The sequence below is a fragment of the Vibrio sp. V30_P3S12P165 genome (assembly GCF_009904905.1).
GTDB lineage: Bacteria > Pseudomonadota > Gammaproteobacteria > Enterobacterales > Vibrionaceae > Vibrio > Vibrio fujianensis.
The window spans coordinates 21,195-39,677 of sequence record NZ_WXWH01000036.1; the positions used below are offsets into that span (position 1 = coordinate 21,195).

The following is an 18,483-nucleotide window of genomic DNA, read 5'->3' on the forward strand; positions in this document are numbered from 1 at the left end:
GGAGATTATGAGAACCATCCGTGGCTCTCACTAAAGGCCAGCCTACGGCTGTTCAAATTTTTTCCAGACAAATTTGTCACTCACTTGCTGCCTACCTGCAACGCCAAGTTGTTTGGGTATAGTCGCTTATTTTAGTTTAGGCGATAAAATGAGAACTAACCGATCTACTCAGCAAAAATTCCCTTCTTTTTACCCAATTAATGCCAACCCTAATCCACAGAGAAGATAAAAACCAACGAGGCCAAGAATTGGCCAGCGGGCGATCTTCCATAATCCATAGCCGATAATCAGTAAAGCCGCGTCTATCGGCACTAAAACCGAACTGATGAAAACCGGTTGATAGAGTGCGGCAAGTAATAGCCCGACTACAGCAGCGTTCACTCCGCTTAGTGCACCAGAAACTAAGGGCTGGTTAGATAATGTTTGCCAATTTTTTAATACACTCAGTAAGAGTAAAAAACCCGGCAGAAAAATGGCAGCGGTTGCGATAAGCGATCCCCAAATAGGAGCGTCGGGAAATAGATGACCGCCTAAATACGTTGCAAGTGTAAACATTGGCCCAGGTACCGCTTGAGCCGCAGCATAGCCAGTTAAAAACGTATCGGTAGAGATTTGGTCTGCGAGTAAACCTTGCAATAGAGGCATCACCACATGCCCACCACCAAACACTAAGCTGCCAGCATAAAAAAACGTTTCAAATAAGGCTAGGATAGGTTGATCCTGAGTTAGCCAAGGAAGCCCAATGAAGAGAGCAGCGAAAAGCAGCATCGGCCACCAGTTAAGGCTAAATTTAGTTGAATTAAAAGATGAGTGTGGTTTTTGTAGCCAGCCCATGCCGACCATAGCGGCAAATATCAATATGCCAATTTGGGAGAAAATTCCAGGAAAGAGTAGTAAAGTGACCGCACTGATTAAGCATAGGCTATGAGTTAAATTACGGCGACAAAAGCTTTGATACATTCCCCAAGTAGCATCGGCGACCACCAGTACGGCGAGTAATTTTAAACCGTGGATCAGGTGATCAAACAGTGGATGGTTAAGCCATTGTTGACTAACGACGACTAATAATAGCATTAAAAATATGGAAGGAAGCGTAAAGCCAAGAAAAGCAAGACTGGCACCGATTAATCCCCCACGCTGATAACCAATAGCAAAACCAACTTGGCTTGACCCTGGCCCAGGTAAAAACTGACTTAAAGCAACCAGTTGAGCGTACTGTTGATCGCTTAGCCACTGACGTTGAGCCACAAAGGTTTGGCGAAAATAGCCAATATGAGCGGCGGGGCCACCAAAACAGATCCAGCCTAAAATAAAAAAAGTTTTAAATATTTCCCACATAAGGCATTCCTTTATTCACGTGAGACGATACCAATGGGTCTACTTATTCAATCAATGAACAACGATCCTTGCGTGGCTGGCATGGTTCTCCCGAAATCAGCAAACCTATTCTGTGGTAACTCACTGATTCGTTAGAAACCGTAAACGACGTAAAATCCAAAATTCTAGAATGAAAATGGCGACTAAACTGCCACAAAATAATGCAAATGCGAACGGTGATTCTGTTCCAGGTATTCCCCCCACATTGACGCCTAGCAAGCCAGTTAAAAAGCTAGTGGGTAAAAAAATAGCGGCAATAACTGAAAAAAGGTAAGTATTTTGATTCATTCTTTCTGCGTGATATTGACGAAGTTCACCCTTGATAATTTCGAGTTCACTCAGAAAAAAGTCTAATGTTTCATTGATACGAATGATGGTATTGACACTATGACGCAAACGTAGCTGTTTTGTGGTTGCGAGTAAACTGCTTGAGGATTGATAATCATCGATAGCGTATTGTTGAGGTTTAATAAAGCGTTTTATTTTCAGTAAAGCTTTATGGGTTTCGATCAGTGGGAGGCTTAGTTCTGTTTCGTCATCAAATAAGGTGATCTTCTCTTCTACTGAATCGAGGTAATCATCAATATTTTTGTTCAGCCCATCAATAATGGATAGGATTAGGTCGGCGAGGTTTTTAGGGCCATTTCCCTTGGTTAATAAGTCATGTATTTCAGTAAGGGTTTTTGATGGAATTTTCCTGCTGGTGATCAAAGCGCCTTGATAATAGAGCATACGAATACTTATCATATCGGAAGGATCGGCGTGTTTATTGAGATTGATTCCGCGTAAAATCAGTAAAAAGTTTTGCTCATCATACTGTTCAAATAATGGGCGGGTGTCTTCGGCCAGTAAACTGTCGACGATAGAAGGTGGAATGGTATTATCGAGTAACCAGCTGCGCAGCCCTTCTTTATCGCGTTGGCAGTGATACCAGTGATTTGCTTTAATTGCTTGAGGCATCTGTCGGGAACACGATATCGGATGAGGACTGAATTCCCAGTGAGCGATAAGATCATCCATCTCTCTTTCCTTTTGTAAAAATAAACCCAAGTACTTTTATAAAGGAGTCCTTGGGTCAGAGTCAAATATGGTTATATCAAACATGGTTATGTTAAACATGATTATCTCAGTTTAACTTGAAGTTGCCCCAGTGGTTGCAACTCCAAGCCTTCAGCGGTGAGATAAGACGTTTAAAAGCCACGCATCTGAATACGACGTAAAAACTCAGTCATGATTCGGTCGTACAGTAACTCACCAAGAAAAGCATCTTCAACGTGATGATCAATACTGGGGTTGTCGTTCACCTCAATCACATATACTTGGCCATCAATCTCTTTAAGGTCGACACCATAGAATCCGCTACCGATCAGGTTTGCCGCCTTGACCGCAATGTCGACAACTGGTTTTGGTACTTGTTTTAAGTCCAGTGTTTCGAAGCCACCAGAAGAGACTCTGCCACTACTATGGTGTTGATAAATCTGCCAATGGCCACGGCTCATCATATATTTACAAGCATAAATCGCCTGGCGATTTATAACCCCGATTCGCCAATCAAAATCAGTCGGCATAAAGGCTTGAGCTAAAATCAAGGCACTTTTTTTAAACAACGTATTTGCTTCTTTTTCTAGCTCTTGCTCATCGCGTACTTTGACTACGCCTCGTGAGAAGGCACCGTCTGGAATTTTTAACACCATTGGAAAATCAAGCTGCCCCATCAGGTAGCTTTTCCATTGCGTATCAAAGCCTTGCACGATGACACTTTTGGGTGCAGGAACGTGATTACGCTGTAATAACTCGGTTAAAAAAACCTTATTAGTACATTTCATGATCGACTCAGAGTCATCCATCACAATTAATCCCATTTTTTCTGCTGTTTTGGCAAAACGATAGGTGTAGTTACTAATATTGGTGGTGGCTCGAATAAATAACCCATCAAATTCGCCAAGTCGGGAGAGATCGTCTGGAGAGAGTCGTTCTAAGTTCATTCCTAACCGATTGGCGGCTCGTCGGAAATGTTTTAACGCTGAGGCATCGGAGGGGGGCATTTTTTCCTCTTCATCCACCAACATAGCGATATCGTATCGGTATTTTTTTTCTTGTTTCGGTTTTCGCCAAATTTTGCTCGAGAAAAGTTCTAGCGATTCAATAAAAAAATCCTGTTCGCTATCTTGTAAGTCTTGGAAAGGGAAGGGGGCAATCTTATGGATTTGCCATTGACCGTGAATTTTATTCATATCCAGTTCTATAACGGGCACCATAAATTGTTCAAACAAACGTTGAGCCAGTTTCTCTAGCCCTTTTTCTGGTGTACGGCCAAAATAGATTTTACAATGAATTGCCTCAATATTTTTACATAGCTTATTGAGTTTAACCAATCCAGATGAAAGTAAGAAAGGTTGGTTAATGTCATTAATCGCCATCACCCTCGGAATCACTCGATGACCTCGGGCTTCGGCTAATAAAGAGCAGTAATACCCAGTACTCATATAATCGTAATCGCGACATAAATTGACCACTTGTACGCTACGCTGGGTCGATTTCCATTCTGCGTCTAGGTATTGGTCAACGCTAACTACTTGTTCTGAAGGGAAATATTGTTGCCAATCACTGGCTTGATCGGTCACGATTAAAAGGTTTGCCATGGCTATATTCTTCCTAAATCAATAGGTCTATGATTGAAACACAATCTTACCAACCACTTTTTCATCCAATGAGGACGTCGTATGGACTTTCGTCTTGCGAAAAGTGCTGATCTCGCTGCGCTTAATGCGTTAGAACAACAGCTGTTTGAGGGAGACAAAATTTCTCCGCGTCAAATGAAGCGTTTTTTACACTCCAGCCACTCGGTACTCTTTGTCGCCGATTCTGGTGACCAGTTAGCTGGTTATGCTTTGCTACTATTTCATCAAGGTACACAGCTCTCAAGGTTGTATTCGATTGCCGTTAAACCCGATTTCAGAGGCCGGAGGATTGCTCAAACGCTGGTTGAGCAATGCGAGCGTGCCGCTCTTGATCAAGGCTTTACTACATTACGGCTAGAAGTGCGTGAAGACAATATACCCGCGATAAAATTGTATGAAAGAATGGGTTATCAAACCTTGAAATGTTTGATCCATTATTATGATGATTTATGTGATGGACGCCGGATGCAAAAGCGCTTAATTCCACACGGGCCGAAAGTTTTGCTCCCGATGCCGCTTTATGTACAAACGACGCCATTTACCTGTGGAGCGGCTTGTTTATTGATGAGCTTCTCTGGTTTGGATGCTTGTTTTCAACCCAGTCGAACACAAGAGCTGCAATTGTGGCGTGAAGCTACCACGATTTTTATGGCGGCAGGTCACGGTGGTTGTAGTGGGCAAGGTTTAGCATTAGCAGCGGCAAAACGCGGGTTTCATGTTGAGTTGTGGAATCAGTCACAAGGCATTCCTTTTATCGACAGCGTTCGAGATGCGAATAAAAAAACCGTAATAGAGTTAGTTCACCAAGACTTTTGTCAGCAACTCCATGAGCAAGCGGTTGATATTATTGATGCACCACCGAGTCAGTCGCAATTCGAAGTGTGGATCAATCAGGGTGCTTGTGTTTTATTGCTTATTAGTACCTATCGTTTTGATGGGAAAAAGGAACCCCATTGGATAGTACTGAGCGGCATGAGTGAGAAGTTTTTCTTTTTCCACGATCCCCATGCTGAGTCTGAGCAGCATGCGATAGGGTCGGCTTATGTGCCTGTGGGGAAAAAAGCCTTATCGCAAATTATAGGCTTTGGCAAACAAAAACAGATTGCTTGTGTTGTGATCAGTCGAGCTAAGAGCGATCAGCAAACGACTGGTAATATATAGGGCCAGAGAACACCGGCCCTAGTCATGAGTGAGTTAATTTTATTAATTATATAACAAAATCAATTAGTTATTACTATGTAGTTCGCTATTGAGTTGCACGGCAGATTTGTTCGCTAAGCATTCCACTTGACCGGTTTGTGAGTTACGACGGAAAAGTAGATCAGAAACCCCAGCCAGTTCACGGGCTTTGATGGTTTCGACTTCATTGCCTTCTTTATCTAGCATACGAACTTTGGTTCCAGCGGTGACATAAAGGCCGGACTCAATGGTGCAGCGATCACCTAATGGGAAGCCAAGGCCAGCATTGGCACCGAGCAGAGAGTTTTCACCAATAGACACCACGACTTTTCCTCCACCAGAGAGCGTGCCCATAATCGAAGCACCACCACCGATATCGGAGCCATTGCCGACCATCACACCAGCCGAGATACGCCCTTCAACCATGCTTACTCCGGTAGTTCCGGCATTAAAGTTGATAAAACCTTCGTGCATAACCGTGGTTCCCTCGCCAACGTGAGCGCCTAGGCGAACGCGAGCGGTATCAGCAATACGAACCCCGGCAGGGACAATGTAATCAACCATTTTCGGGAATTTATCTACACAATCGACACTCAATGAACGCCCCGCTAAACGAGCATCAATTTGGCGTTCTGCCAGTTCAGGAAGGTCAATTGGCCCTTCGTTGGTCCACGCAATATTATGTAGTAAACCAAAAATACCTTCGAGCACTGTGCCATGAGGCTGGACTAGGCGGTGTGAAATGAGTTGAAGTTTTAAGAAGCCTTCAGCCACGGTTTGTGGTTTATCATCCGTGGCGAGAATCACCAATACTAACGGCTGAGTAGATTTTGCCGCTTTATCGGCCAAGGCAGCATTAGCCGCTTGACCATTGGCCGCAAAAGCATTAGCTAATTGGGCGCTTTGTTCTGCTGATATTTCTAAAGCTTGGTTGCCTTGTTGATAGCCTGAAATGTTCGCCAAAGCACTAACGAGCGCATCACTTGGGTTAAGAACAGGATGAGGGAAAAATGCCTCAATAATTTTTCCGTTACGATTTTTTGTGGCCGTACCAAAGCCAAGGGCAAAATTCGCCATGTGAGTTCTCCATAAATAAGGGCTTAATTCCATCATATTGTTGATGACTTAATGTGGCCACTCATACATTGGTTAATGTTGACTAACTTTGTTGGTGAGCGGCGTTATTGCGATGTTAAAAGATATCTTAAAGAGAGTCTGAACGGGAAGAAAGGGGGAAGGATTGATCCGTCTGTAGACCGATACCTTTTGTCTTTTTAACGATAGATATGTCTTGTTAGATAGAAAAACCGCTGCGAGGCAACGGTTTAACAGGCTTAAGCGGCATCATCGACGGGTTCATCGCTCTTGACTGCTTTCGGTTTTTTCGGTGGAGTGGGTTTACGTTTTGCACCCAGAGCGATTAACACCTCTTCTTTATTTTGTGCCAAGAAAAGAGCGAGTTCTTCTTGCTTGCTTTCTTCGTCGATCAGAGCGCTTTTACCTAACAGCTCAAATAACTCATCTGCCATATCCAGCATTTTGTCATAAGCGTCAGCTTCGGCTTTCGAGGTAAATGTCATTTTCTCTTCTCCGTTGCGCTCCACCACGTACTTAACGATGACGGCCATGGTTCATCCTCTACATTGTGCTAAAAAAATTACTGGCTTTTTATACAGTTTTTGTGGAGTAAAGTCCAGATAAGCCACTAAAATTGAGAGGTCAGCCGGGCCACTGGTGACAAAACGCGATAAAGTTTTTTAGTAGTGGATTTTGGTATTTTTCTTTATGAACCAGTACCCAAAATCGACGTTTCATATCCAGTGGTACGTTCAATAGACGAACTCGCCCATCGTTGAGTGCACATTGTGCGGCTAATTGTGATAGGCACCCTAGCCCCAGACCCGCAGACACACTATTGATCAATGCCTCGGTAGTATTGAGTTCGAAACTTTCTTGCCATTGCTCAATGCGAGGCGCAATCACCCGCATAAAAAACTCTCGAGAGCCAGAGCCAGATTCGCGTAATACCCACTGGCTTTGTTCAAAATCAGCGACACGAATATCGGCTTTCTTAACCAGTGGATGCGAAGGAGAGCAAATAATGCACATTTGATCATGGGCAAACTCTTTGGCCAGCAATTCAGGGTGTAATGTTTTTCCTTCGATTAAGGCGACATCAAGTTCGTAATCGACTAATTTTTGGCAAATCAGTGCCGTATTGGAGATAAACAAACTTTGCGCATAATGATCAAATTGCTGTCGAAAAGCACTTAATAAGTAGGGAGCAACTTGATTTCCAATTGTATCACTGGCTCCAATTCGTAACTGACCAGAGAGGGTGCTGTCTTCATCAAAGAGATGATGAAGATCTTTTGCTCGGCCCAGCAGCTCATCAGCGAAAGGAAGTAGCTTGTGGCCTTCTTGGTTAAGAATTAGTCGATTATTAACTCTATCGAACAATGCATGCTCTAATTGCTTTTCCAATTCAGCTAACGCCATGCTCACGGCCGCTTTGGAAAGGAATAATGACTCAGCGGCTGCGGTCAAAGTTTTATGCTGGGTAATCATCATAAAGACGTTGAGTTGCTTTAGTGAAATAGGGAAACTCATAGGCGTTTACTTTTATTGAACGTTTGTTATAAATAATTAGATATATTCAAACATTAAGCAAGCGTATTATGCCGTCAATTAGCAATGGTGTTGTGTATTGAGGTCGATATGATTCAAGCAGCAAAAACAAAAGTGATGGGAGCGCCAACCCCCATGGCAGGTTTGGCTCTCGGTATTGCCAGCTTAGGTTGGAGCTGGGAAAATGCGGCGGATTTACATGGGGTCGGCCAGTGGTCTGGTGCGGCAATTGCCAGTGTTTTATTGTTGATTTTGGCGATGAAGTTTTTATGGCATAACCATGCATTACGAGAAGATTTAGCGCATCCAGTGGTCGGTAGTGTGGTACCGACATTTGCTATGGCGTCTATGGTGGTGTCACATTCCGTCGGGCAGTTTTTTCCTATGGCGGGGGATAGCCTTTGGTTATTGGCAGTAGTGTTACATGTGATTTTTTTGGTCAGTTTTACTTACCATCGCGCCAAAGCATTTGAACTACACCATATGGTGCCCAGTTGGTTTGTGCCTCCTGTGGGGATTATTGTGGCAGATGTTTCTTTTTCAGGAAACCCAGCACTAGCACCGATTGCCCAAGGTGCCCTGCTGTTTGGTATGGTGGTTTATGCTGTCATGTTACCGATGATGATTTATCGCTTTATGTTCACGCATGAAGTACCTGATGCGGCCAAACCAACTTTAGCAATTTTAGCTGCACCTGCAAGCTTATCGTTAGCGGGCTACTTAACCGTAACCGCTGAACCATCGCCAGTCATTATTGCGCTGCTGTTTGGAATAGCGGTTTTAATGACAGCCATCATTTACTTGGCTTTTACTCAGTTGCTGCGTTTGCCCTTCAGTCCAGGTTATGCTGCGTTTACTTTCCCAATGGTTATCGGTGCAACGGCACTATTTAAAATGACCCATTGGATGGAAAAGGTTTCTGTCGCGCCACATTATATTGAACAGGTACATCTGTTGGCTGTTGGTGAGTTAATGATCGCTACTTTGGTTGTGGGTTATGTCGCATTGCGCTATCTGATGTTTTATCTTCCCGCTCGAACTGTGGTCAGTCAGGCCTAATTTTAATGGTTTAGGTCAGGAACATTATTCAGTTAAATGCACTTATGCTACTCTGCTCTTTACCAAGGGCTACGTAGTGTGAGTGCATTGTGTTTACGGTTTACCACTCTAATCATATCGAAACACTAAAAATTCTTTTAGTGCATCTGATCAAAAATGATCCGCTCAATCATCCTTTTCGTAAAGAACATATTTTGGTGCAAAGCACAGGGATGTCTCAATGGCTCAAAATGGCGTTAGCCAAAGAGATGGGGGTCGCGGCTAACATTGAATTTCCGCTTCCCGCCAGTTTTATTTGGCAGATGTTTACGACAATTATTCCCCATGTTCCAACGCGCAGTGTTTTTAACAAGCAAACCATGAGTTGGAAGTTAATGCGCTTATTGCCAGACTTACTTGATTTGCCAGCTTTTGCACCACTACGTCGTTATTTAACTGAGGATTCAGATCAAGCTAAACGTTATCAATTGGCTGAAAAAATTGCCGATATTTTTGACGGTTATCTGGTTTACCGTCCAGATTGGATCGCCGCTTGGGAGGCGGATCAAACTGTTGCAGAAATCGAAGGCGAGCATCCTTGGCAGCCTATCTTATGGAAAGCCTTGTACGATGACACCCTTGCTCAAGGTCAATCTCATTATCATCGAGCCAATCTTTACCAAACTTTTATTGATCAACTGCAAAGTGGTCACATTCCGCTCGAACAATTGCCGAAGCGGTTATTTATTTTTGGTATCTCTTCTTTACCTCCTCGTTATTTAGATGCTCTAAAGGCTATCGGTGAACATATTGATGTGCACTTGATGTTTACTAACCCTTGTCAGCATTATTGGGGAGAGATCCGAGATCACCACTATCTTTCTCGACTTGAAGCGCAACGACGAAAAAAAATAGCGCTGGCTGAGCAACAATTGATGGTGAGTGGTGAGGCATCCCCATTAAAAGGAAATATCAGTGACTATTTAAGTGATGATCTCCATACACAGCAAGCCATAGGGCACAGTTTGCTGGCATCTTTAGGAAAATTGGGAAGAGATAATCTGTTTTTACTAGAGCAGAGCCAGAATGAAGAGTTGGAACTTTTTATTGATATTCCGCGCGATAGCTTGTTGCATCATATTCAGGCGGATATTTTACACCTACAAGAGCATCATAATGATCAGTGGTTAGCCAGCAGTGAACATAAACCCGCGCTTGAACACGGTGATGATTCACTGACTCTGCATCTGTGTCATAGCCCGATGCGAGAGGTTGAAGTGTTGCACGATCAACTATTGGCAATGTTTGATCGTGATCCATCACTTAAGCCGCGAGATGTGATTGTAATGGTTGCGGATATTGATGCTTATAGCCCATACATACAAGCGGTGTTTGGCAATGCGCCGGGAGAGCGGTTTATTCCTTATTCAATTTCTGATCGTGCTAGTACTCAAGAAAGCCCGATTCTGCATGCTTTCATGCAGTGGGTATCTTTGCCCTTGTCCCGCTGTTTAGCTTCTGAGTTGTTAGAGCTATTAGAAACGCCTGCGGTATTGGCGCGCTTTGATATCAGTGAAGAAGAGTTTGCTATTGCTAAGCATTGGGTGGAAGAAAGCGGCATTCGCTGGGGGTTGAATGGTGAAACGGCGCAAGAGTTTGACTTACCCGCCACGGAACAAAATACGTGGCAGTTTGGTATTCAACGTATGTTACTCGGTTATGCGATGTCAAGCCGTGCGAGCATTGTTGATGTGGGTGAGATGCCGCTTGCCCCTTACAATGAAGTGCAAGGTATGAGTGCTGAATTAGCGGGTAAGTTAGCCCATTTTATCCAAACGGTCAGTGAGTATCGTTGGCGTTTAGCCCAAACTCAATCGATTACGGAGTGGCGCGAGACCCTTTCACAATTATTAGCGGATGGTTTTTGGGTCGACATTTCCGCTGAAATCGCTTTACAGTCGATCCATGAAACCTTAGCAGTGCTACAAGACACACTACAGGAGGCGGGTTATCAACAAGCCATTGCACCGGCCATCCTTCGTCAATATCTGCACAATCAATTATCAAGTATACGTGTTAGCCCTCGGTTTTTAGCCGGTCAAGTTAATTTTTGTACCCTAATGCCGATGCGTTCTATCCCTTTTAATGTAGTCTGTTTACTTGGTATGAATGACGGTGTTTATCCCCGTACCATGCCAGCAGAAGGGTTTGATTTGATGCGCCGACGGATCCGGCCGGGTGATCGTTCTCGACGTGATGATGATCGTTATCTGTTTTTAGAGGCAATTTTATCGGCACAACAGCGGCTTTATATCAGCTACGTTGGTCGCTCAATACAGGACAACAGTATCAAAGCACCTTCAGTTCTGGTGAGTGAACTATTGGAATATTGCCAGCAAAACTACTGTTTGCAGGGGGACGAAACCTTACCTAGCGATGAATCGGGTGAAAAGTTATTAACTCAATTGACGCTACAACATGCCATGGTTCCATTTAGTCCGCAGGCTTTTGAGGGGCAAATGAAAAGCTATGCCAAAGAGTGGTTACCCGCCGCATTGCGACAAGGCTCCGCGAGTTTAGCTTTTAACCAGCCAGTTGACGATTATCTGCTGGGAGTGAGTTATCCTCTTGAGTTAGATTGGGTTGAACTGCAACGTTTTTGGCGCTTACCCGTGCGCTATTTTTTTCAGCGCCGATTAAAAGTCACTTTTGAGGCTCCGCTCAATGTACTTAAAGATGAGGAGCCTTTCGCGTTAAATGGTTTGGCGAGTTATCAGTTACGCGATGAGTTATTGGCGACGTTACTTAATCAGCCACAGTCGTTGGCAAGGGAAGAAGTATTAAACGTGTTTGCCGCTCAGCAACGTGCGCAAGGACGTTTGCCAATCGGCGCTTTTGGTGCTTTAGAGCTAGAGACGAATCGTGTTCAAGCGGAAGCTTTATTCGATTGCATTCACACGTTATGTCAACAGCCACAGCCTGATGTTGAAATATCCATGACATTGCATCCATTCGGCGTGGATAAACCGATATGGTTAACGGGGTGGCTGACGCAAGTGTATCAATCGGGTTTGGTGCGCTATCGTAGCGGAGCGATTCGCGCACAAGATCTCCTCGCCGCTTGGCTTGATCACTTAGTTTTTGCTGCCATGGGCTATCAAGCTGTCACGCACCTGATTGGTTATGATCGTAAAGAGGGAGTCACTCACTATTGTTTCCCAATTTTGGCAGAGCCTACCGAGGCCCAAACGCGATTAACAGAATTAGTATCCTTCTATTATCAAGGGATGACCGCACCTTTACCTTACTTTCCTAAAACGGCTTTAGCGGCGGTGGAAGCCGGATTTAGCCGTGGGAAATTGGTTGAGGATGAACAAAAAGCGCTGAAAAAAATGGCAGATACTTTTAACGAGAGTTACTCCTCACCAGGTGAAGGAAGTAATGATTACATTGCTCGAATTTGGCCTGAATGGAATGATGAACTGGCCAAACAGGTGCGCTTATTGGCCAGCTTGGTGATTCAACCAGCAAGGTTATCGTGGCAAGATAGCGCGGATCAAAAAGAGTAAGGTGGCCGCCAGTAAATCATTATTAGTGTAGGGCGTTTGCTGTACGGCCACAGGTCAGAGGGACCAGAATGGTTGAGAAGTTGTTAGCTGTACTCCATTAATGCGGCGCAGTGTAATCGGTTGCTATGCACTGCACCGTGAGTCAGCTCTCATATCTTTCGGTACTCAGGCGTTTCAGCTTGATCAGATAGAAGAATTCAATCCAGATCACATTCGTATTCATAGATATCTCAAAGCAGAGTAGCAGAGTAAATGATGAGTAATATCGACACTATTGTCCCGCTCCCGTTAGATACTTTAACGTTTCCTTTGCATGGAGCAAGGTTAATTGAAGCTTCGGCGGGTACAGGAAAAACCTTTACCATTGCCGGGTTATATTTGCGACTACTTTTAGGACACGGCACTCTGCAGACTCGGCACAACCAAGCGTTGACCGTAGACCAGATTTTAGTGGTGACCTTTACCGAAGCGGCGACCGCTGAGTTAAGAGATCGAATTCGTCGTCGTATTCATGAGGCTCGTATCGCTTTTAGCCGTGGTAGTAGTCATGATCCGGTCGTTAAACCGTTACTTGAACAGATCACCGATCATGCTTTTGCTGCTCAGCTTCTATTGAATGCTGAGCGACAGATGGATCAAGCGGCGATCTATACCATCCATGGTTTTTGTCAGCGTATGTTGACCCAGAATGCGTTTGAATCAGGAATGCGTTTTGATCATGAATTTATTACCGATGAAAGCCAATTAAAAGCGCAAGTCGTGGCCGACTACTGGCGGCGACAATTTTACCCACTTCCGATTAACCTTGCTGGAGAAATTCGCCGTTTATGGCCTTCACCTCAAGCCTTACTAGATAGCATTGGCCGATATTTAAGTGGTGAAGCCCTTTGTTTTATTCCCCCCATGATGAGTGACGATCTTGCCGCATTACATCAGAGTCAGTTGGCAAAAATAGAAGCGGTGAAACAGCAATGGCGAGCCGTTGAACAAGACATTGAGACGATCATTAGCCATTCAGATGTGAATAAACGGAGCTATACAAAAAAATCGTTACCGGAATGGATTAAGCGCGTTTCCTCTTGGGCGGCTAGTGCGACAATCACTTATGATATTCCCGATGTATTGAGTCGTTTTTCTCAATCGGTTCTTATTGAAAAAACGCCGAAAGGAAATGCACCTCATCATCCATTATTTGTCACTATTGACTCTTTTCTTGCTCAACCGGTCGGTTTACAGGGGCCTTTGATGGCTCATGCCATAACGGTTTGTCGACAGTTATTATCTAACGCAAAATCGAGCCAGCAATGGCTCTCTTTTGATGATTTATTGAGCCAATTATCAGCTTCCCTTGCGCAAGATGAACAAGGAATATTAGCAGAGCGAATTCGTCAGTTGTATCCGGTGGCGATGATTGATGAGTTCCAAGACACTGATCCATTGCAGTACCATATTTTTAGCCACGTCTATTTGGCGCATCCGACCTGCGGCTGGTTTATGATTGGTGATCCTAAACAGGCGATTTATGCCTTTCGTGGTGCTGATATTTTTACCTATATTACCGCAAGAAATCAGGTTACAGCTCATTACACATTAGGTACTAACTGGCGTTCTAGTGCGCAGATGGTGGCAGCGGTGAACCAGTTATTTACTCAGCCAGATAGCCCTTTTATTTATGATAAAGACATTCCCTTTTACCCGGTACAGGCTAGCCCGAAAGCGTCGCAAAAGCAGTGGTTTTTAGCAGGGCAAGTTCAGCCAGCATTAACATATTGGTATCAGCAGGCTGATGCACCGGTGAGTAAAGGAGACTACCAAAAAATCATGGCGGACGCGACAGCCAGTCAGATTCAGAAACTATTAACAGCCGCTCAGCAGGGAGAGGCTTATTTTGAGCCACATCGAGCTATCGAACCGGCAAACATTGCGGTACTCGTGCGTACTGGTAGTGAAGGGCGTTTAATTCAACAAGCGTTGGCACAGCAAGGCATTGCCAGTGTTTATCTTTCAAATCGAGACAGCGTTTTTAGCAGTGTGGTTGCCGCAGATATTCAGCGCTTGTTGCTGGCTGTTTTACATCCAGAAGATGAAAAAGCGTTACGCAGTGCACTCGCTTCCCCCCTGTTCGCCCTGAATGCCGCTCAGTTAGATTTACTCAATAATGATGAAAATGAGTGGGAAACGGTACAACATGAATTCAAGTATTATCGAAAGTTTTGGCAAGAGCGTGGTGTGCTACCCATGTTACGCTCAGTACTGAGCCAGCGACATATAGCAGAACGCTGGCTTGCTGAGACCCATGGTGAGCGACAACTGACCGATTTTATGCACTTGAGTGAGTTACTGCAACAAGCGACTCAAATGCTTGAAAGTGATCATGGTTTATTGCGCTGGTTCGCTCAATCGATCGAGGATGCTCAAGCGGGCAGTAGCCATGATGATGCGATGTTGCGCCTTGAATCAGAGCGAAACCTGGTGCAAATCGTCACCATTCATAAATCGAAAGGGCTTGAATATGACTTGGTTTTTTTACCTTTTGCCTTGAGCTATCGGGTTGCGCAAGAAGGAAAATATCATGACCTGACCAGCGGTAAAACCGTACTTGATATGATGAAAAGTGATGCCGCCTTACAGCAAGCTGATAAAGAACGATTAGCGGAAGATTTGCGCCTTATTTATGTCGCGCTAACTCGCGCCGTTTATGGCTGCTTTGTTGGCGTTGCACCGCTGCGTAATGGACGTTCAACCAAAGAGCCGACCGGGGTACATTTAAGTGCTCTAGGATATTTATTGCAAAACGGGCAACTGGGAGACATTGTTACCTTGACTCGCGTCCTATCTCAGCAGGTGACGCTTAATTCTGTGGTGGTCACCGACCCTCCAGAGCCGCAACTTGAACCTTTTAGTCCATTCAATGTGTCACAACCAGAGCTTAGTGCTGAAACGTTACAAGTTTCGATTGACCGTTCATGGCGTGTAACCAGCTATTCTGGATTACTAAAGCAAGGGACACCTCGACAAGAAGGTGTACTTGAACCGATAGGGTTTGATATTGATTCGGCCGGAGAGCAAGATGAACGTTTGCTGACTGACGGCAGTGAACGCAGCATTTTTACTTTTCCTCGTGGTGCCACTCCCGGTACCTTTTTACACGCGATCTTCGAAGATGTTGAGTTTACTGAGTCAGCATATAGCGAGAACAATCGAATGACGATTGAAAGCTTAATGGCGCGTTATCAAATTGAGCCTGAGTGGCTTGAGGTCTTGAAAAACCTGGTTGAAACGGTGTTAAGTACCCCGTTGGATGGTCAAGCGTTATCTCTTAACCAAATGGCCCCAACACAGCGCTTAACGGAGATGGAGTTTCTCTTACCGATTGAACTATTAACCGCCCCAGAACTCAATCGAATGGCGCATCGTTATGATCCATTATCTGCTCAAGCGGGGGAGTTGGGATTTTATCCAGTGCAAGGTATGTTGAAAGGGTTTATCGACTTAGTTTTTGAATATAAAGGTAAATACTATCTATTAGACTGGAAATCAAACCATTTGGGAGATGAGCGGCAGGCCTATCAAGGCGAGTCGCTTGAGCGGGCGATGGTTGAGCATCGCTATGATCTGCAATATCAGTTATACACATTAGCGCTGCATCGTTTTTTGCGTAGCCGTTTAGCCGATTATGATTATCAGGTTCATTTTGGGGGCGTGTATTATCTCTTTTTACGCGGCATGGATGGGCAATCGCCCTGTGGCGTGTTTTATGCCAAACCGAGTTTTGAATTTATTCAGTCCCTAGAGCGAGCGATTGATGGTCAGACTGCATTACCGCCGGTTAATGACTTAGGACAGATGGAGTTTGATTTATGATTGAGCAGCCATTAATTCAATTAATGCAATGGGTTAAACAGGGTACGTTGCGTCAGCTTGATTATCAATTTGCACGATTTATGCTTGGGTGCGTGAAAAAGCAGGCTTTATCTAGCCAGCAGCAACAGATGTTATTGTTCATTAGTGCTGCCATCAGTGCCGAATTAGGCCGAGGACATATCTGCTTGCCTTTATTTGACCAGTGTGGTCAAAAAACAGCCTTAGCCAGTAAGCTTGGCTTGCATGGCGACTTGGGCGAGGCCGTTAACGAACTGTGGTATTCGATTGACTGGCAAGCGCTGGTCACGCAATGTTCAATCATCGGTGCCCAACAGGATGTTGTGCCGTTAATTTTTGATGGACGGCGTTTATATCTACATCGGTACTGGCAGTATGAAGCGACGTTGGCTGAATATTTACAAAGCTTTGGTACACCAATGAGCTTAAAGCTTCCCATGGTTCAAAACCTTAAGTCGTGTTTAGATGAGTTATTTGCCCGAAACTACCAAGCGCTCTTTATGGCGTTACAGGATCAACATGATTCTTCGGTAATTCGCCAACGTTTGGTTTGTGATTGGTTAGATGTGGTGGAAGAAGAGGCGTTTGATTGGCAAGCAATTGACGCGGTATTAGTTCGCGCTCAAAGAGCTAGTGATCTGGTCTTATTGGATGAATTAGTCCCAGAGCGTTGCTGCATAAATTGGCAGAAGGTGGCGGCGGCCATTGCCCTGACTCGTCGGTTTGCCGTTATTTCAGGCGGGCCGGGAACCGGGAAAACGACCACCGTAACTAAACTACTGGCCGCTTTAGTTCGTCAAGCTCATCAACAAGGTAAAACACCACTGATTAAATTAGTGGCACCAACGGGCAAAGCGGCCGCTCGTTTAACCGAATCGATTGGACAAGCGGTGGCAAAATTAGCCATTGATCCTGCTCTGAAAGCTCGAATACCGACCGAATCGAGTACGTTACATCGATTGCTTGGTGCTATTCCACAAAGTGCTGAATTTCGTCATCACCGTAAAAATCCATTACATGTGGATATATTGGTGGTAGATGAAGCCTCCATGGTCGATTTACCCATGATGAGTAAATTAGTCGAAGCCTTACCTATACATGCACAGCTCATTCTACTGGGGGATAAAGATCAACTTGCTTCAGTAGAGGCCGGAGCAGTATTGGGCGATATTTGCAGTTTTGTATCACAAGGATATTCAATGCCTCAGCGCCAGCGATTGGCTGAGCTGACCGGATTTTCCTGTTTAACTTCTTACTCGACCCGAGCGTTGACTCATCCGTTGGCCGATAGTTTATGTATGCTGCAAAAAAGTTATCGTTTTGATGCCCGATCAGGGATCGGGCAACTGGCCAAAGCGATCAACTGTGGTGATGTTGAAAAACTTCATCAGGTTTGGCAGCAAGGCTTTTGTGATATTGAGCATTTTCCGATCACCAGTGACAATTACCGACATCTATTGCAGACCTTGGTGGAGGCTTACTCGGGCTATTTACAGCGGATGAATCAGTCGTACAGCGATCCATTAGGCCAGCCAGAATCAATGCAGCACAAAGCACAAGCCGTTTTAACAGCCTTTAGCCGTTGTCGATTATTATGTGCCGTACGAGAGGGACAGTTTGGTGTCCAAGGCCTGAACTTACGTATTGAACGCGCACTAGCGGTGCAAAAACAGATTCAATACCAAGATGAACAATGGTATGCCGGGCGACCAATTATGATTAGCCAAAATGATCATGCTCTCGGGTTGTATAACGGTGATATTGGTGTCTGCTTGCCCGATGACAATGATCCTAATCGGCGACTCAAGGTTTATTTTGAGTTACCAAATGGCCAGATAAAAGCCGTATTACCGAGCCGAGTTCCTGCCCATGAAACCGCCTATGCGATGACGATTCATAAATCGCAAGGCAGTGAATTTGATTTCACGCTATTAATTTTACCTCCAAATGTTAGCCCTATCATGACGCGTGAGCTTATTTACACCGCAGTAACGCGAGCAAAACAACGCCTAGCACTTTATGCCGATATGGCCGTACTCAAACGATGTATTACAGTAAAAACAGAGCGCGCCAGTGGTTTGGTCGAACGGTTAATGCAAGCGGAAGATTAACCGTTGATAGCCTTGCTT

At 44.6% G+C, this 18,483-nt stretch carries 11 protein-coding genes; 5 read left to right on the forward strand and 6 right to left on the reverse strand.

Annotation, left to right across the window (positions count from 1 at the left end; all coding sequences use genetic code 11):
* Positions 1-189 precede the first annotated feature (189 nt).
* From chrA to CAG57_RS07430, 3 genes are all read right to left on the reverse strand, one after another.
* Complete coding sequence (chrA, locus tag CAG57_RS07420; protein WP_161428043.1) at positions 190-1,338, reverse strand: chromate efflux transporter; 1,149 nt, start codon at positions 1,336-1,338, stop codon at positions 190-192.
* A 120-nt stretch (positions 1,339-1,458) separates the two neighbouring features.
* Positions 1,459-2,397: a zinc transporter ZntB gene (locus tag CAG57_RS07425; RefSeq protein ID WP_099611864.1), complete on the reverse strand. Its 939-nt coding sequence runs from the start codon at positions 2,395-2,397 to the stop codon at positions 1,459-1,461.
* A gap of 170 nt (positions 2,398-2,567) precedes the next feature.
* Complete coding sequence (locus CAG57_RS07430; RefSeq protein WP_161428042.1) at positions 2,568-4,019, reverse strand: RimK family protein; 1,452 nt, start codon at positions 4,017-4,019, stop codon at positions 2,568-2,570.
* Between the two features lie 81 nt (positions 4,020-4,100).
* On the opposite strand from CAG57_RS07430, the gene CAG57_RS07435 reads away from it, so the two are divergent.
* Complete coding sequence (locus CAG57_RS07435) at positions 4,101-5,219, forward strand: GNAT family N-acetyltransferase/peptidase C39 family protein (protein ID WP_161428041.1); 1,119 nt, start codon at positions 4,101-4,103, stop codon at positions 5,217-5,219.
* A 63-nt stretch (positions 5,220-5,282) separates the two neighbouring features.
* On the opposite strand, the gene dapD is transcribed toward CAG57_RS07435, so the two are convergent.
* From dapD to CAG57_RS07450, 3 genes are all read right to left on the reverse strand, one after another.
* Positions 5,283-6,314, reverse strand: a complete 1,032-nt coding sequence (gene dapD, locus CAG57_RS07440; protein WP_099611866.1) for a 2,3,4,5-tetrahydropyridine-2,6-dicarboxylate N-succinyltransferase — start codon at positions 6,312-6,314, stop codon at positions 5,283-5,285.
* Positions 6,315-6,571: 257 nt separating this feature from the next.
* A complete protein-coding gene (locus CAG57_RS07445) occupies positions 6,572-6,865 on the reverse strand; it encodes a YebG family protein (RefSeq protein WP_099611867.1) in 294 nt (97 codons plus the stop codon).
* A 91-nt stretch (positions 6,866-6,956) separates the two neighbouring features.
* Positions 6,957-7,847 (reverse strand): LysR family transcriptional regulator, encoded by an 891-nt coding sequence (locus tag CAG57_RS07450; RefSeq protein ID WP_161428040.1) that lies wholly within the window; start codon positions 7,845-7,847, stop codon positions 6,957-6,959.
* 108 nt (positions 7,848-7,955) lie between these two features.
* Between CAG57_RS07450 and CAG57_RS07455 the strand changes: the two genes are divergently transcribed.
* From CAG57_RS07455 to recD, 4 genes are all read left to right on the forward strand, one after another.
* A complete protein-coding gene (locus tag CAG57_RS07455) occupies positions 7,956-8,924 on the forward strand; it encodes a TDT family transporter (protein ID WP_099611869.1) in 969 nt (322 codons plus the stop codon).
* A gap of 89 nt (positions 8,925-9,013) precedes the next feature.
* The gene (gene recC, locus CAG57_RS07460) at positions 9,014-12,472 is read left to right on the forward strand and encodes an exodeoxyribonuclease V subunit gamma (protein ID WP_161428039.1); all 3,459 of its coding nucleotides are present in this window, start codon (positions 9,014-9,016) and stop codon (positions 12,470-12,472) included.
* Between the two features lie 255 nt (positions 12,473-12,727).
* Positions 12,728-16,336, forward strand: a complete 3,609-nt coding sequence (recB, locus tag CAG57_RS07465) for an exodeoxyribonuclease V subunit beta (protein WP_161428046.1) — start codon at positions 12,728-12,730, stop codon at positions 16,334-16,336.
* Entirely contained in the window at positions 16,333-18,465 is a 2,133-nt protein-coding gene (recD, locus tag CAG57_RS07470) for an exodeoxyribonuclease V subunit alpha (protein ID WP_161428038.1), read from the forward strand. The genes recB and recD overlap by 4 nt, the downstream gene beginning before the upstream one ends.
* Positions 18,466-18,483: the final 18 nt, after the last annotated feature.

What these genes read in the sequence shown, in the direction of transcription:
- recB (WP_161428046.1), top strand. Translation starts at nt 12,728, where the DNA reads ATGAGTAATATCGACACTATTGTCCCGCTCCCGTTAGATACTTTAACG.
- CAG57_RS07430 (WP_161428042.1), bottom strand. Translation starts at nt 4,019, where the DNA reads ATGGCAAACCTTTTAATCGTGACCGATCAAGCCAGTGATTGGCAACAA.
- recD (WP_161428038.1), top strand. Translation starts at nt 16,333, where the DNA reads ATGATTGAGCAGCCATTAATTCAATTAATGCAATGGGTTAAACAGGGT.
- CAG57_RS07455 (WP_099611869.1), top strand. Translation starts at nt 7,956, where the DNA reads ATGATTCAAGCAGCAAAAACAAAAGTGATGGGAGCGCCAACCCCCATG.
- CAG57_RS07450 (WP_161428040.1), bottom strand. Translation starts at nt 7,847, where the DNA reads ATGAGTTTCCCTATTTCACTAAAGCAACTCAACGTCTTTATGATGATT.
- CAG57_RS07445 (WP_099611867.1), bottom strand. Translation starts at nt 6,865, where the DNA reads ATGGCCGTCATCGTTAAGTACGTGGTGGAGCGCAACGGAGAAGAGAAA.
- CAG57_RS07425 (WP_099611864.1), bottom strand. Translation starts at nt 2,397, where the DNA reads ATGGATGATCTTATCGCTCACTGGGAATTCAGTCCTCATCCGATATCG.
- chrA (WP_161428043.1), bottom strand. Translation starts at nt 1,338, where the DNA reads ATGTGGGAAATATTTAAAACTTTTTTTATTTTAGGCTGGATCTGTTTT.
- CAG57_RS07435 (WP_161428041.1), top strand. Translation starts at nt 4,101, where the DNA reads ATGGACTTTCGTCTTGCGAAAAGTGCTGATCTCGCTGCGCTTAATGCG.
- dapD (WP_099611866.1), bottom strand. Translation starts at nt 6,314, where the DNA reads ATGGCGAATTTTGCCCTTGGCTTTGGTACGGCCACAAAAAATCGTAAC.